The organism is Pontibacillus yanchengensis, from assembly GCF_009856295.1.
Lineage (GTDB): Bacteria > Bacillota > Bacilli > Bacillales > BH030062 > Pontibacillus > Pontibacillus yanchengensis_A.
Genome location: NZ_WMEU01000014.1, coordinates 39,714 through 55,448, shown reverse-complemented (window position 1 = coordinate 55,448; position 15,735 = coordinate 39,714). Strand labels below are relative to the sequence as shown.

Here is a 15,735-nt window from a genome sequence, read left to right as displayed (position 1 = left end):
GCGCTTACATTTCTAGTTCAAGCGCTAGCAACTTCCTGCTCCTCCTTACGATAAGTCAACATAGAACCGCTGCGTCACGCAGCAACATCGAACTGTCCTACGTCCTGTAGACCACAGTATATACGTTACTAAACAAGCGCTTGCACTTTTCTTATAATTGAACAAGTCCTCTCATGTACACTATATATGTGTTGGAGAAAGTGGTCTGATATTGTGGACCGGAATAGGTCTAGTGGAAGCAAAGAGGTGTGTAGGTCATGTGGAAGAGTCAATAGATGAACAGGCGCTATGAACTAACTTGTATGTAAATGTTTAACGTACAAACACGAACTATTCCTACCTTCATATAATTAAAAGAAACATATTTTCAAAGATTATGTATAAAATTCGTTAGATTAGGAGATGCTAGTCTTACGGAGGTGGAGAGCGATGAGTGAAGAAAACAAGTGGGAACGTTGTGGTGTTTGTGAGAAAGAGAAAGAACGAGGTATTCATTTATACACAATGTTCATATGTACAGAATGTGAGCAAGAAATGATTCATACGGATCCATCGGCGCAGAAATACCAATATTTCTTAGAAAAAATGCGAGTTATGAATCAAACAACTTTATACTCTTAACGAAATGAAAACCGAGCGACTTTGTTCGGTTTTTTTATTGTCTAGCGTACTATATGAAATCGCTACATCACGTAGCAACATCGAACCAACCCACGTTATGTGGGTCGCAGCATATACTTCGCTAAAGGGGCACCCTGAGCTTTTGTTCTTCAGGAAATTATAAAATGTTGGCTAGTGTATAGCTTAATAAGTTATAGAGGCGGTTAAGCTACGATCTTATGTGATATAGACGGCGGAAACGTTAAATTCTTGTTACAATAGTTCATAGATGTAAACGAAAAGAGATACTAAACAAAAAGGGGGGGAGAGCATGGATCAAACAAAAACGCCTCTATTTGAGGCAATGAGATCTCATTATCTCCAAGAGCCGCTATCGTTTCACGTACCGGGGCATAAAAATGGAGTTGTTTTTCCAGATAGAGGTTATGATTTATTTAAATCAATTTTATCTATAGATTATACAGAAATAAAAGGCTTAGATGATCTGCATGAGCCAGAAGGGTGTATTTTAGATGCTCAAGCTTTGGCCGCAGAATGGTTTGGTGTAAGAAAAACTTATTTTCTAATTGGTGGCAGCACAGTAGGGAACTTAGCCATGATATTAGCTTCTCATAAACAAGGTCGTCCAGTGATTGTTCAGCGTAACTGTCATAAATCAGTGATGCACGGACTTGAGCTTGCTGGAGATAAGCCAATATTTGTTTCACCTACATTTGATAAAAAGCATGAACGAATGGGAAATGTTTGTGTGGATGGAATGCTACAAGCAATTGAAGATCACCCTAATGCATCAGGAGTGGTTCTTACCTATCCAGATTATTTTGGTCGTACATATAAATTGCAGACAATTATTAATAGAGCTCATGATAAAGGAATTCCTGTTATGGTAGATGAAGCGCATGGGGTGCACTTTTCATTAGGAAACCCTATGCCCCTATCAGCTGTACAAATGGGTGCAGATGTAGTCGTGCAATCTGCTCATAAAATGGCACCTGCTATGACGATGGGGGCTTATTTGCACATCAGCTCATCACGTGTGCACCAAGATGATCTTTCGCACTACCTACACATGCTCCAATCAAGTAGTCCGTCTTACCCTATAATGGCATCATTGGATTTGGCCCGTTATTACCTGGGCAATATAGCTACAAATGTCATCAGGAAGTCAGTGAGCGAGATTCAAAAGATAAGAGAAGGTTTAGCTGATTACCCAATGTGGAGGGTTCTCCCCATGGAAGACCAGGTGGATGACCCGTTTAAGCTCACTCTACATATTGAACCTCCATATTCTGCAACGGAGATCGCATCACAACTAGAGAAACAGGGAATCTATTCGGAACTCGTAACGGAGAATCAACTATTATTTGTATTTGGATTATCTTTACAGGAAAGTGTGGAATCAATTTTATATCGATTTCAACAAGCAGCTCAAAATGCAGTTACCTCTGAATATGTATACCGTGCTACAATAGAGGATAAGACATTCTATGAATCCTCAGTTGTACAAGCACCTTACTCATTTCATGAATTGAAAGGAATGGATAAGCAATTTGTTGCATGGCAAGATGCTGAGGGCAAAATTGCAGCGCATTCCATCATTCCATATCCTCCTGGAATTCCTTTGATTATGAAGGGAGAACGGATCTTATCTGAGCATATGAAGGTATTGCAGAAGCTATTAAATCAAAAGAGACACGTGCAAACAAATGAGACCTCTATAGAAAAAGGAATCCATATATATAAGAACCCATGAACTGAACAAAGGAGAATGATTGTGAGCGGTTGTTTTATTACATTTGAAGGTGGCGAAGGAGCTGGGAAATCATCCATTTTACAAGCCCTCCAGAAGCGATTATACCAAGAGGGATATGATACCATGGCAACTAGAGAGCCAGGTGGTATAGAGATTTCTGAAAAAATTCGTCAAATTATATTAAATCCTAGTCATACAGCAATGGATGGGAGAACAGAGGCGCTGTTGTATGCGGCAGCAAGAAGGCAGCATTTAGTAGAAAAAGTGGTCCCTGCTCTTCGAGGGGGACAAGTTGTACTTTGTGATCGATTTATTGATAGTAGTTTAGCTTATCAAGGCTACGCCAGGGGGTTAGGAGTGGAAGAAGTGTATAAGATAAATGAGTTTGCAGTTGAAAATTGCATGCCAGATATCACGCTATTTTTTGACCTATCACCTGAAGAAGGAATCAATCGTATTGCTGAGAATAAACTCCGAGAACAAAATCGACTAGATTTAGAAGATCTGACGTTCCATCACACCGTTTATGAGGCTTATCAAAAGTTAATTAATCGGTTTAGCGAAAGAATAAAGGTAGTGAATGCGAACCAATCTTTTGATAAGGTACTAGAGGATGTATATAATATTGTGTTACCTTATGTACACACTTAAGGTAACATATTAATGTCAGAACCCTTCCATTTAGAAACAGATAGAGATTTGGGATTTCATTTTCATAAGAAATTGTCGTGTTTTTCTTTTCTCGTTTCTTGTTATAATAAGGTTAAAAGGTTCTGATTTTCACGCTTTCATAAATAAAAATGACTCTTATTAATGGTGTAGTAGCAGAAAAGATAAACAACATTCACCATTAAGTAATGATGAGTCGTGGTTTTCATAAAGGAGGAAGAACCAGTGAAGCTGGTATTAGCGGTTATTCAGGATAAAGATAGTAATCGATTAACGGATGCGTTAGCTGAAAATAATTATAAAACAACAAAACTTTCAACTTCAGGTGGCTTTTTAAAAGAAGGAAACACTACGTTGATGATTGGTGTTGAGGATCATCTTGTTGATGATGTGTTAAACGTTATTCGTGATAATTGTAGTCAACGTGACCAAATGGTAGCACCTATTTCTCCTATGGGAGGGAATGCTGATTCCTATATCCCGAAGCCTGTAAAAGTGGAAGTTGGCGGGGCTACGGTATTTGTTATGCCAGTTGACTCATTCTTTCAATTTTAAGAAGAATGATGAAAGGAAGATGACTAGATGAAAATCGGTCAGGAATTACGTTCTCAGTTAGATTCCAACCAGAATAATGCTAAGCCAAACCAAAATAAAGGTAAAGGCTTCGATTCGATGGTCCAAACCCAGTCAAATAAGTTACGCAAAGGAGAGCTTCAACGATTAATGGAAGATATCACGAAACAAGGGGAGAAAGTTGCCCGGTATCGTTCGTTTAAAGACTTAGCTCGTTATAAACGACTCGTGAAATCTTTTGTAGAAGAAGCTGTTCAATATGGTATGGACTTAAAACAGTCCCATAGTTGGAATATGGAAGGACAAAACCGCAAGCTAACAATTGTGGAATCTGTTGATGAGAAACTGGTAGAACTTACAGACGCAGTCATGCAACAAGAGAAGAAATCTATAGATGTATTAGGAATAATTGGAGAAATTAAAGGTCTCCTTGTAAACCTCTACGCATAATAAGGTCGTGAAACAGATGAAAACGTGGACGGATATGCAATCTTTACAACCAACTGTGTCCAAGATGCTTACCAACAGTATAAAAAAAGATCGAGTTTCCCATGCTTACTTGTTTCAAGGATCAAGAGGCACTGGTAAGTTGGAGATGAGCCTTCTCTTTGCAAAAAGTTTTTTCTGTTCTTATCGAGATGGAATTGAACCGTGCCATAACTGCAAAGATTGTAATCGAATCGAGTCAGGTAACCATCCTGATGTACACGTAATACAGCCTGAAGGGCAATCAATCAAAAAAGAACAAATTCTTCATTTGCAAAAAGAGTTTACCTACACAGGATTAGAATCAAATCAGAAAGTATATATCGTAGAAGATGCCGATAAAATGACAGCTAATGCATCCAATCGTTTGTTAAAATTTCTAGAAGAACCGAGTAGACAGACCATTGCCATGCTGTTAACAGAAAATGGCCAATCGTTACTTGATACAATTAGATCTCGTTGCCAAATTCTCGCCTTCCAACCACTGAATCCTGAAAATATCACAAAAAAGTTAATGGATGAAGGTCTTCCGGAATCCACCGCTAGATTAATGAGTGCATTAACCAATAATTTACAAGACGCAATCGATATGAGTAATGATGAGTGGTTTGCGAAGGCGAGAAAGTTAGTGGTACAATTAATGGAAGTGCTTCAAGACAAACCAAGTGAAGCCTTGCTTTTTATCAACAATCAATGGATGAGTCATTTCAAAGATCGTGATATGCTTGATCAAGGCCTTGATTTACTAATGCTTTGGTTTAAAGATATTGTGTACGAACATATTGGAAATGAAGATTCTATTGTTTATATTAAAGAAAGGGAGCGGATTCAGACTAGCTCCTATCATTGGTCGAAGCAGAAAGCAACAAATGCTTTAACCTATATTCTAGAGGCAAAACGAAAGCTATTTGCTAATGTTCATCCCACTCTAGTGATGGAACAACTCACGCTTCAAATACAGAGGTGATGTTTGATTGGTTGAAGTAGTTGGTGTACGCTTTAAGCAGGCAGGAAAGATTTATTATTTTGACCCAGATGCTTACCAAATTTCGGACCAGGATTACGTAATCGTAGAAACGGTTCGGGGAATTGAATTTGGAAAAGTGGTTATAGCTAATAAGCAAGTAGATGAGGAAGACATAGTTCTACCTTTGAAGAAGGTTATCCGTATAGCGGATGATAAAGATAAATTAGTTGTCTCGGAGAACAAGGATAATGCAAAAGAGGCATACGATGTTTGTTCCCAGAAAATTAATGAACATAAATTAGATATGAATCTGGTTGATGTCGAATACACTTTCGATCGAAATAAAGTGATTTTCTATTTCACAGCTGATGGTCGAGTGGATTTTCGTCATTTAGTCAAAGATTTAGCATCTGTGTTCAAGACTCGAATTGAGTTACGTCAAATAGGTGTACGTGATGAGGCAAAAATGCTAGGTGGAATCGGCCCTTGTGGTCGTATGCTTTGCTGCTCTACCTTTTTAGGTGACTTTGAACCTGTGTCCATTAAAATGGCAAAGGATCAGAATCTCTCCTTAAATCCGGCTAAGATATCTGGGCTATGTGGACGTTTAATGTGCTGCTTGAAATATGAAAATGATGATTACGAGACAGCAAAGAAAGAACTTCCTGATATCGGGGAAGACATTAAGACACCACATGGAGCAGGGCGAGTAGTTGGCTTAAACATCCTAGAACGAATCGTTCAAATTGAAATTCCAGACAAAGAACGTATGCTAGAATACACGTTAGATGAACTCATCGAAGAAGGTGCAGTACAAACGCAAGCCACAGAATGATGGGGTGGATTTAAGCGTGAACAAGAAAGAAATATTCGAACAAGTTACTCACATGGAAGAACAAATTGGACAGCTCTATCAACAATTAGGCGATTTAAAGAAGCAATTGGTGGAACTTTTAGAAGAAAACCAGCATTTGTCTGTTGAAAATCACCACCTAAGACAGCGATTGGAGAAAGAGCACGATCAAATGCAAAATGATTCATCCGAGAAATCGGAAACTAAGGGAGCGTTAGTTGGGGAAGGGTATGATAACCTAGCTCGTTTATACGAGGAAGGTTTTCATATTTGTAACCTCCATTTTGGGAGTCCCAGGGATGAAGACTGCTTGTTTTGCCTCTCGTTTCTAAATAAAAAGAAATGATAAATGACGTAGCCTTTCCTCGTATGAGGAAAGGCTCTATTTATAGCGTTAGAAAGACTGGATTTTGCTTTAATAAGTAATTCATCCTTTCCTTTTACATAATGAGCGCAAGTCTAATAAGGAGTGAGGAAGAACGTTGGAACTGCAGGGTGATGAACGAATTGATTATTTATTAGCAGAAGAAGATATGAGAATAATACAAAGTCCCAGTGTGTTTGCCTTTTCATTGGATGCTGTATTATTGGCTAAGTTTGCCTATGTCCCTTTAAAAAGAGGGAATATATTGGACCTATGTACTGGCAATGGTGTTATTCCGTTATTTTTAACACGTCGATCAGAGTCTGCCATTACAGGTGTAGAACTGCAGGATCGCTTGTACGATATGGCAGTACGAAATGTAGAGCTTAATCAAGTAGCGGACCAAGTAACGATTCTCAGAGGTGATTTAAAAGACATGCCGAATCAATTAGGACATGGGAAATACGATGTTGTTACGTGTAATCCTCCTTATTTCCCTACCCCTAAGGAGCAGGAACACAACTTAAATGAGCACCTTGCCATTGCTCGACATGAGATCCATTGTACATTAGAAGATGTCGTTTGGTCCTGTAGTAAGCTTGTACGTCCAGGTGGAAAGGTTTCTATGGTTCATCGACCAGGTCGTTTCATTGAAATTATAGAATTATTTCGTAAGTATAGGCTGGAACCGAAACGAATTCAATTTGTGTATCCACGTGAAGGCAAGGAAGCAAATATGTTATTGATAGAGGGTGCACGAGATGGAAAACCCGATGTAAAGATGCTCCCCCCTCTATTTGTATATAATGATGCAAATGAGTACACCCCTCAGTTAAGGGAGATTTTATATGGTTGAGCATGTCGTGTATATGCTGCAATGCAAGGATCAATCACTTTATACGGGTTACACCAATAATTTTGAGCGTCGGTTGCGTATGCATGAAGAGGGAAAAGGGGCAAAATACACGCGAGGTAGAGGTCCTTTTACATTAAAGTATTATGAGGTGTTTTCAACAAAAGAAGAAGCAATGCAAGCAGAGTATCGTATTAAACGACTTTCTCGATCTGGTAAAGAAGAGTTGATTGCTTCTTATAAAGAGAGGATGGAATCCATATGAACATTCAAAAAAGCTATCAAATTGATTCGAACGAACAAGGTGTCCTCTACATTGTTCCTACACCAATTGGTAATTTAGAAGATATAACCTATAGAGCGCTTAGAACGTTAGAGGAAGTAGATCAAATTGCAGCAGAGGATACGAGACAAACAAAAAAGTTACTATCCCATTTTGATATTCACACGCCCCTAATTAGTTATCATGAACATAATAAATATAATCGGGAAGACTATTTCATTGAAGAGATACAGGAGGGGAAAACCTTTGCCATCGTTAGTGATGCGGGTATGCCAGGCGTATCTGATCCGGGTTATGAAATGGTTCAAGCAGCTATTTCAAACGGTATTAAGGTAATCGTACTACCAGGTGCGAATGCAGCATTATGTGCCTTGGTGGGCTCAGGATTAGATACGAGTCGTTTTTTCTTCTATGGGTTTTTACCTCGTAAGAAAAAGGAGCGTAAAGAGGAACTAGAAAAATTACAGAAAACAACATCTACTATCTTATTTTACGAATCTCCCCATCGTTTAAAAGAAGTGGTTAAACATATGTATGAATTATTTGGAGAGCGCCATATGGTATTGGCCAGAGAACTCACGAAAAAATATGAAGAATTTATACGTGGCACAACTTCTGAATTATTGGCTTGGGTGGAGGAAAATGAAATCCGTGGTGAATTTTGTATCATTGTTGAAGGAAATCTTGAGGAAGAAATTGAAACAAATGAATTATGGTGGTCTCATCTGTCGTTAGTTGAACATGTGGAAGAGTATGTACAAAAACAATACACGTCAAAGGAAGCAATAAAGAAAGTCGCTCAGGAACGAAAACTGCCGAAACGGGAAGTTTATCAAGCCTATCACACGTAATTTTATATTCCATTATAAAACCCCGCTGTTTCCAGCGGGGTTCCGTCGTCTCTTTTTTATCTCTTTTTATTTTTCTTGCTTGTCTAGGTTACTTTGAATCTCATTAATTAATTCTTTTGCCCCTTCAGGACTAAGAACTAATTTACCATTTGCTAGACTCATATTTTGCTCTGAAACTTCACCTGTAACATGGCAAGTCATGTTAGGCTTATACTTTTTAAGAACGATGCGATCGTCATCCACATAGATTTCAAGAGCATCCTTTTCGTTAATACCTAGTGTGCGGCGTAGTTCAATTGGAATCACCACGCGTCCTAGTTCATCAACCTTACGTACAATACCAGTAGATTTCATAATTTGTAGCTCCCCTCACTCAAAATTTTAAAAATGTAATTCTTTTTCGTCATGATTCGACAACTATACCACATATCGTACCAGCCATTCCAACGGATGTCAATTCTTTTATTTCCCAAAAACAACAATAAATTAACAAAAAACTAGGGGATGACATCCCAATATTCTCTATATTTCCCCTATAATTAGTATAACACAACCTAATATTTTCTAATAAAAGGAAGTGGCCAAATGTCGAAAACATTAATAGATTTCGACAAAATTCGACTTTTTGATAGGGTGGTTCGACAAAAAACTTTACATCATTTTCTATTTCTTGACACAAAGAAAAAGGTTTTTGTATAGTTTTTTGTTAGAGATGGAAATAATGCTGATAAATCGGTAAAATAGACTGTACCATCCAAGTTACACGGTTGGTAACCTTTAATGGTCCTCTCGTCCGATGGGGCGGGAGTTTTCTTATAGGCTAAGTACATATTAATGAGGAGGGACATTCATGGCGGAAGAAAAGAAGACCTTTTACATCACCACCCCTATTTACTATCCAAGTGGGAATTTGCATATTGGTCATGCCTACACAACAGTTGCGGGCGACGCAATGGCTCGATATAAACGATTAAGAGGCTATGACGTCATGTATCTGACTGGTACTGATGAACATGGTCAGAAAATTCAGCGTAAAGCTGATGAGAAAGGTGAATCACCACAACAATATGTGGATGAAATCGTCACGGGTATTAAGAGTCTTTGGGAGAAAATGGACATCTCAATTGATGACTTCATCCGAACGACAGAAGATCGACACACGCAAGTTGTTGAAAAGATTTTCGCACATCTTGTAGAGAAGGGCGATATCTATCTTGATGAATATGAAGGGTGGTATTGTACGTCTTGTGAGTCGTTCTTTACAGAGCGTCAATTGGATGAGGGCCACTGTCCTGATTGCGGAAATCCAGTTGAAAAAGTCAAAGAAGAATCCTATTTCTTTAAGATGAGTAATTACGTCGATGACTTATTAAAATTTTATGAAGACAATCCTCATTTCATTCAACCAGAGAGTCGTAAAAATGAAATGATTAACAACTTCTTAAAACCTGGGCTTGAAGATTTAGCTGTATCTCGAACGACCTTTGATTGGGGCGTTAAAGTACCAGGGGACCCGAAGCATGTTATCTATGTATGGATTGATGCTTTAAGCAACTATATTACTGCGCTTGGTTATGGCACAGATAATGATGAACGTTATCAAAAATATTGGCCAGCGGATGTCCATTTAATGAGTAAAGAAATCGTTCGCTTCCATACCATCTATTGGCCAATCATGCTTATGGCTCTGGATTTACCATTACCGAAAAAAGTATTTGCACATGGTTGGATTTTAATGAAAGATGGAAAAATGTCTAAATCCAAAGGGAATGTTGTCGACCCTGTTGATTTAATCAACCGCTACGGATTAGACTCTCTTCGTTATTATCTTCTACGTGAAGTTCCATTTGGATCTGATGGTGTATTTACGCCTGAAGGCTTTGTGGAGCGTACGAACTATGACTTGGCCAATGACCTTGGTAACCTGTTAAACCGTACAGTAGCCATGATAAGTAAATACTTTGATGGTGAAATTCCTGCCTTCCGTGAAGGGGAGGAAGCTGTAGATACAGAATTAGAGACGTTTGCGAAAGATACGAGAGCAAAAGTAGAAGAAGCGATGGAAAATATGGAATTCTCCGTAGCTTTAACAACACTATGGTCTTTCGTGAGCCGTACCAATAAATATATTGATGAAACAACTCCATGGGTACTAGCAAAAGATGAGTCCCAAAAAGAACGCCTTGGTAATGTGATGGCTCACCTTGCTGAGTCTCTACGTCATATTGCTGTAATGCTTCAGCCATTTATGACACGTACACCACAAGTGATGGTTGAACAGCTTGGTTTGGATGAACACTATCTTGCCTGGGATACAATGGATCAACTAGGTATGATTCCTCAAGGTACAAAGGTTCAAAAGGGTCAACCAATCTTCCCTCGCCTTGAGACAGAAGAAGAGACGCAAATCATCAAAGATATGATGAAAGGTGCATCTCCGCAACAAGAAGAAACAGAAGAAGAGGAAGAACAATCTGATGAAATTGCTATCGATGATTTCATGAAGGTGGATTTACGTGTTGCAGAAGTGGTGGAAGCGGACAAACATCCGAAAGCAGACAAACTACTTCGTTTACAACTTGATTTAGGATCTGAAAAACGTCAGGTTGTTTCAGGCATCGCCAAATATTATACTCCTGAAGATCTAGTGGGCAAGAAGGTTGTATGTGTAACCAACCTTAAGCCTGTGAAGCTTCGTGGAGAGCTTTCTCAAGGGATGGTTTTAGCTGGTGAAGATGAAGAAGGCAATTTAGCGCTTGCTTCCATTGATCAATCCTTACCAAATGGTTCGAAGGTTAAATAAACGAAAAGGAACCTCAGCAAGATGCTGGGGTTCCTTTTTCGTTTATTGTCAGGAATTTATTAAAATGTTCGCTTGTGTATAGTGGCCTAATAAGTTTAAGAGGTCACACCTAGCTCGAGCTTGAAAATCTTGTTCATAACCAAATGATTCAATATCTCCAAGAAAAAAGGTTTTCAGCAGGTTTATTGTTTAATAATTCTATTGTTTCTACATGATCTTGTTCCGTTAACCTTCGAATCGTATATAACCCTCCCTATGGGTGAATATTACTGTAATGTAACAAAAACCCTAAAACATGTGAAGATAAATATGCGATACATCAGCTTGTACACCAATTTCTCGCACTACCTTGTAGAATCAGAGATCGGTATTTCGTATATAGTATAGAAGCACATGTAGTGTTGTTATTCTGGAGGGTTAGATATGGGATATGTACAAAAAATGTATCAATACTAGGTTTTGCTATACGAAAGTGTGAACAAGAAGGTTTATGAAGGGAAGGGCAAACAATTTTAGCTCGTTACCCGATGGTGTTACAATGAACCAAAAGGATAGGAAAAGGAGACAAGGATATGCTTTTTGACACACACGTACACTTAAATGCAGAACAATTCCATGAAGATCGTGAAGAAGTTATAAATCGAGCGCGGGAAGCTGGCGTTCAATATATGGTCGTAGTCGGGTTCGATCGGGAAACGATTCCTCTAGCTATTGAAATAGCCGAGTCCCATGATGATATTTATGCTGCTGTAGGATGGCATCCAGTAGATGCAATCGATATGGAGCAAGCTGATTTAGATTGGCTTGAAGAATTATCGTCTCATCCAAAGGTGGTAGCATTAGGAGAGATGGGACTTGATTATCACTGGGACAAGTCCCCAGCAGATGTCCAAAAAGAAATCTTCCGGAAACAAATAGCGTTAGCTAAGAAAGTTAATATGCCCATTATTATTCACAACCGGGAGGCGACGCAAGATATCGTTGATTTGTTGAAAGAAGAGAATGCAGGTGAGGTTGGAGGGATCATGCATTGTTATAGTGGTTCTGTTGAGATTGCCAAGGAATGCATTGATATGAATTTCTATATTTCATTAGGTGGACCTGTAACATTTAAAAATGCTAAAAAGCCTAAAGAAGTCGCAGAAGCCATTGGTATGGAGCATTTATTAGTGGAGACAGATTGTCCATTCTTAGCCCCTCATCCAAATCGCGGAACACGAAATGAGCCAGCTTATGTAAAACTAGTTGCAGAAAAAGTAGCGGAAATCAAAGGACTTTCGCTCGAAGAAGTTGGACAACAAACGACAAAGAACTCCTTTAAACTCTTTAGACTTGATAAATAAGCAGGTGTTATTTTAGAATCGTAGGAAGATTGTGCCAAAATGTAAGAGGTTATGTCGGTATTTTTGAGTTTCCATTCTAACTTGAAACGTTTATAGTGAAAGGAGCCAGGCTATGCCACTGGGTCCTTTTTCCATTTTTGGCCTTTTTGATTTGACAGGTAAGTCATGCAGTCATTATAATACACTGCGTGGATAAAGGAGGCAGAAGCATGAAAAAAATCATATTGTTAGTCGTAAGTTCTGTTGTGTTTTTTGCCTTACTTGGTAGTTTTACCTATGAAGCAACAAAAGCTGAGGTAAAAGTGAACACTGATAAAGAGACAAAGACAGTGCGCACGCATGCCAGTACAGTTGGGGAATTGTTTAGTAGCCTCGATATTGATGTGAAACCACAAGACAAATTATCGCACTCCACTGAAGAACAAATCGAATCAGGAATGAAAATAAACTATCAATCTGCTAAATCCGTTACGGTAACGATTGATGACAAAGAGCACTTATATTATACAGTACAAGATACAGTAGAACAATTTATCAAGGCCAAAAATGTCAATATTGATTCCCGAGATCAAGTTTCTTATTCAAAAAAGGATCCAATTGAAGAAGGCATGAATATTGAAGTTCGAAAGGCCTTCGAGGTAACACTGAACGACGGTGGCAAAGAAAAGAAAGTCTGGACAACTGCTGAAACTGTAGATCAATTTCTACAAGAAGAAGACATCAAGTTAGATAAGTTGGATAAGCTTAAACAAGACAAGACAGCTTCACTTTCCAAAGAGAAATCCCAAATAAAGATTACTCGAGTAGAAAAAGTGACAGACGTGATAGAAGAATCGGTTGATTATGGTGTTGTAAAACGAAATGATAACTCTATTCCTAAAGGGGAAGAAAAAGTAGTTCAAAACGGCGAAAAAGGTAAAGTTGTAAAACATTATGAGGTTACTCTAGAAAATGGTGAAGAAGTAAATCGTGAATTGGTGAAAGAGGAAAAAGCATCGGACAGCAAGGATAAAATTGTTGCTGTAGGCACCAAAGAAATTCAACAAACAGTCTCCCGTAGTAACAATGCTTCTGCTCAAAAAACCCTTTATATGGAGGCTACTGCCTATACAGCTTATTGCACTGGATGTAGTGGTGTAACGACGACTGGAATCAACCTGCGTGCAAATCCTAATCAAAAGGTTGTTGCGGTGGATCCAAACGTAATTCCACTAGGATCTAGAGTATGGGTTGAAGGATATGGTTATGCAGTTGCTGGTGATACAGGTTCTGCTATTAAAGGCAACCGCATTGATGTATTTTTATCATCTAAGAGTCAGGCATATAGCTTTGGACGCAAACGAGTACAAGTGAAAGTATTAGATTAGGCAAGTAAGCAGGGGAACTTTTCCCCTGCTTATTTTTTTCACTTTCAGAAAGTTTAAACCTTTTAAAGGATGAAAGTAAAAGCGCAACTAGCCCTCTGTCTGCGCCAAAGGCTTGCCACTCGGCAAGTTTTCTTTATTGTCTAGCATACTATAAAAATGTTGACTTGGGTATAACTTTAGAAGTATATAGGCGACGTTCAGTTCCAGCGCACAGCGACCAGTATGCTTTCCTCCTAAGTGTGATAAGTTGACATCGAATCACTCATATTTTCGTGTTTCCTATCTCCTACGGAATCAGGAGAAGTTCGATTGCTGCCTCTAGCGGCAACATTGAAATGACCTGCGTGTATCCTACCTTGCTACCTACTGAACTGTTCTGTATTTTAAACAACTGTTACACTACGTGAATACTGTGGGTACACCTATATAAGAATGTTTTCTTTTCTACAAGGAACGTGTTATAACTAATAGAAGATATATGTAATGGAGGATGGCATTTGGTTATAAAAGAAGTAATCGTTGTAGAAGGAAAAGATGATACATTTAATGTAAAAAGAGCAGTCAATGCCGATACAATTGAAACCAATGGCTCAGCAGTAAATGAATCAACATTGATTCAAATCAAACACGCTCAGGAAAAAAGGGGCGTTATTATATTTACAGATCCCGATTATCCTGGTGAGCGAATTCGTCATATTGTTTCTCAAGCAGTTCCGGGCTGTAAGCATGCTTTTTTACCAAAAAGAGAGGCACTGGCTAAGCTGAATAAAGGAGTAGGGGTGGAACACGCTACTCCTGAAGCGATTCAAGAAGCTCTTGCCAATGTATATAGTATGTCAGAAACATATGAAAGTGATATTACACAAGAGGATTTAATTATTTTTGGACTGGTCGGAGGTTCTGATGCTAAGCGAAGAAGAGAGCAACTTGGCGAAAAGCTGAAGATTGGTTATACAAATGGGAAACAATTATATAAACGGTTGATCATGTTTCAAATTACGAGAGAAGAATTCATTAAGGCTATGGAGGATATTGGGCAGGAGGAAGAAGAATGAGTGAAATGAAAGCTATTGCGACACCCAAGCGAACCAAAGATATATTAGAGAAGTATGGGTTTGCTTTTAAGAAGAGTCTTGGACAAAACTTTCTAATAGATGTAAACATACTAGAAAATATTGTTGATCATGCAGGAGTGACAGAGGGAACCGGGGCTATTGAAATTGGTCCTGGTATTGGTGCATTAACAGAACAGCTAGCTAAAAAAGCGGATAAAGTCTTGGCATTTGAGATTGACCAGCGCTTGCTTCCTATTCTTCAAGATACACTTGAACCTTTTCCAAACATATGCATTATTCATCAAGATATTTTAAAAGCAGACGTACATGAAGTCATTAAGGAGTCCTTTGCAAAGGGGCAACCTATTCATGTAGTAGCCAATCTTCCATACTACATTACCACTCCTATTTTAATGAATTTGTTAATGGAGAACCTGCCTATTGATAGCATCACGGTTATGATACAAAAAGAGGTTGCAGACCGGATGGCTGCATCTCCAAACAATAAGAGCTACGGTTCTTTATCCATTGCGGTACAGTACTATACAGAAGCAGAAGTAGTGATGGATGTACCTAAAACAGTATTTATGCCTCAACCTAATGTTGGTTCAGCGGTCCTACGCTTGTCTATGCGAAAAGAACCACCTGTCAAAGTGGACAATGAGCCATTTTATTTTGATATTGTTAGAGCATGCTTTGGACAGAGGCGTAAAACGATTATGAATAATTTATCAAGGCATTTCAAAGATCGGTTTGATAAAGATACCATCCGAGAAGGTTTACAAAAGGCTGAAATAGACGAGAAGCGTCGTGGTGAATCTTTAAATATGGAAGATTTCGCACGGCTTGCTAATGTATTTTACTCCATGCTCTAGGCACATTCTCCTTACTCGC

Annotated in this window: 17 protein-coding genes; 16 read left to right on the top strand and 1 reads right to left on the bottom strand. The window is 38.7% G+C overall.

Annotation, left to right across the window (positions count from 1 at the left end; translation table 11 throughout):
* The first annotated feature begins 429 nt into the window (after nucleotides 1-429).
* From GLW08_RS20980 to rsmI, 11 genes are all read left to right on the top strand, one after another.
* Nucleotides 430-621 carry a sigma factor G inhibitor Gin gene (locus GLW08_RS20980; protein WP_160850565.1) on the top strand — a complete coding sequence of 64 codons (192 nt, stop codon included), beginning with the start codon at nucleotides 430-432 and terminating at the stop codon, nucleotides 619-621.
* Nucleotides 622-931: 310 nt separating this feature from the next.
* Complete coding sequence (locus GLW08_RS20975; protein ID WP_160850564.1) at nucleotides 932-2,374, top strand: aminotransferase class I/II-fold pyridoxal phosphate-dependent enzyme; 1,443 nt, start codon at nucleotides 932-934, stop codon at nucleotides 2,372-2,374.
* A 21-nt stretch (nucleotides 2,375-2,395) separates the two neighbouring features.
* The gene (gene tmk / locus GLW08_RS20970) at nucleotides 2,396-3,025 is read left to right on the top strand and encodes a dTMP kinase (RefSeq protein WP_160850563.1); all 630 of its coding nucleotides are present in this window, start codon (nucleotides 2,396-2,398) and stop codon (nucleotides 3,023-3,025) included.
* A gap of 243 nt (nucleotides 3,026-3,268) precedes the next feature.
* Nucleotides 3,269-3,598: a cyclic-di-AMP receptor gene (locus GLW08_RS20965; protein ID WP_160850562.1), complete on the top strand. Its 330-nt coding sequence runs from the start codon at nucleotides 3,269-3,271 to the stop codon at nucleotides 3,596-3,598.
* A gap of 27 nt (nucleotides 3,599-3,625) precedes the next feature.
* Nucleotides 3,626-4,066 (top strand): YaaR family protein, encoded by a 441-nt coding sequence (locus GLW08_RS20960; RefSeq protein WP_160850561.1) that lies wholly within the window; start codon nucleotides 3,626-3,628, stop codon nucleotides 4,064-4,066.
* A 16-nt stretch (nucleotides 4,067-4,082) separates the two neighbouring features.
* A complete protein-coding gene (gene holB / locus GLW08_RS20955) occupies nucleotides 4,083-5,069 on the top strand; it encodes a DNA polymerase III subunit delta' (protein ID WP_160850560.1) in 987 nt (328 codons plus the stop codon).
* Between the two features lie 7 nt (nucleotides 5,070-5,076).
* Nucleotides 5,077-5,904 carry a PSP1 domain-containing protein gene (locus tag GLW08_RS20950; protein ID WP_160850559.1) on the top strand — a complete coding sequence of 276 codons (828 nt, stop codon included), beginning with the start codon at nucleotides 5,077-5,079 and terminating at the stop codon, nucleotides 5,902-5,904.
* Between the two features lie 16 nt (nucleotides 5,905-5,920).
* Complete coding sequence (yabA, locus tag GLW08_RS20945) at nucleotides 5,921-6,268, top strand: DNA replication initiation control protein YabA (RefSeq protein WP_036822658.1); 348 nt, start codon at nucleotides 5,921-5,923, stop codon at nucleotides 6,266-6,268.
* Nucleotides 6,269-6,455: 187 nt separating this feature from the next.
* The gene (locus tag GLW08_RS20940) at nucleotides 6,456-7,142 is read left to right on the top strand and encodes a tRNA1(Val) (adenine(37)-N6)-methyltransferase (RefSeq protein WP_160850569.1); all 687 of its coding nucleotides are present in this window, start codon (nucleotides 6,456-6,458) and stop codon (nucleotides 7,140-7,142) included.
* Entirely contained in the window at nucleotides 7,135-7,404 is a 270-nt protein-coding gene (locus GLW08_RS20935; RefSeq protein WP_160850558.1) for a GIY-YIG nuclease family protein, read from the top strand. Before GLW08_RS20940 ends, GLW08_RS20935 begins: the two co-directional genes overlap by 8 nt.
* Nucleotides 7,401-8,273 (top strand): 16S rRNA (cytidine(1402)-2'-O)-methyltransferase, encoded by an 873-nt coding sequence (gene rsmI / locus GLW08_RS20930; protein ID WP_160850557.1) that lies wholly within the window; start codon nucleotides 7,401-7,403, stop codon nucleotides 8,271-8,273. Before GLW08_RS20935 ends, rsmI begins: the two co-directional genes overlap by 4 nt.
* Before the next feature lie 66 nt (nucleotides 8,274-8,339).
* Here rsmI and GLW08_RS20925 read toward each other — a convergent pair whose 3' ends face one another.
* On the bottom strand, nucleotides 8,340-8,627 hold the full coding sequence (locus tag GLW08_RS20925; protein ID WP_160850556.1) for an AbrB/MazE/SpoVT family DNA-binding domain-containing protein: 288 nt from the start codon (nucleotides 8,625-8,627) through the stop codon (nucleotides 8,340-8,342).
* A 496-nt stretch (nucleotides 8,628-9,123) separates the two neighbouring features.
* Between GLW08_RS20925 and metG the strand changes: the two genes are divergently transcribed.
* The 5 genes from metG (at nucleotide 9,124) to rsmA (ending at nucleotide 15,716) form a co-directional block, all read left to right on the top strand.
* Nucleotides 9,124-11,076, top strand: a complete 1,953-nt coding sequence (gene metG, locus GLW08_RS20920; RefSeq protein ID WP_160850555.1) for a methionine--tRNA ligase — start codon at nucleotides 9,124-9,126, stop codon at nucleotides 11,074-11,076.
* 572 nt (nucleotides 11,077-11,648) lie between these two features.
* Complete coding sequence (locus tag GLW08_RS20915) at nucleotides 11,649-12,419, top strand: TatD family hydrolase (RefSeq protein WP_160850554.1); 771 nt, start codon at nucleotides 11,649-11,651, stop codon at nucleotides 12,417-12,419.
* A gap of 209 nt (nucleotides 12,420-12,628) precedes the next feature.
* Complete coding sequence (locus GLW08_RS20910; RefSeq protein ID WP_160850553.1) at nucleotides 12,629-13,786, top strand: G5 and 3D domain-containing protein; 1,158 nt, start codon at nucleotides 12,629-12,631, stop codon at nucleotides 13,784-13,786.
* A gap of 497 nt (nucleotides 13,787-14,283) precedes the next feature.
* Nucleotides 14,284-14,841, top strand: a complete 558-nt coding sequence (rnmV, locus tag GLW08_RS20905) for a ribonuclease M5 (protein WP_160850552.1) — start codon at nucleotides 14,284-14,286, stop codon at nucleotides 14,839-14,841.
* The gene (rsmA, locus tag GLW08_RS20900; RefSeq protein ID WP_272917136.1) at nucleotides 14,838-15,716 is read left to right on the top strand and encodes a 16S rRNA (adenine(1518)-N(6)/adenine(1519)-N(6))-dimethyltransferase RsmA; all 879 of its coding nucleotides are present in this window, start codon (nucleotides 14,838-14,840) and stop codon (nucleotides 15,714-15,716) included. The genes rnmV and rsmA overlap by 4 nt, the downstream gene beginning before the upstream one ends.
* Nucleotides 15,717-15,735 lie beyond the last annotated feature (19 nt).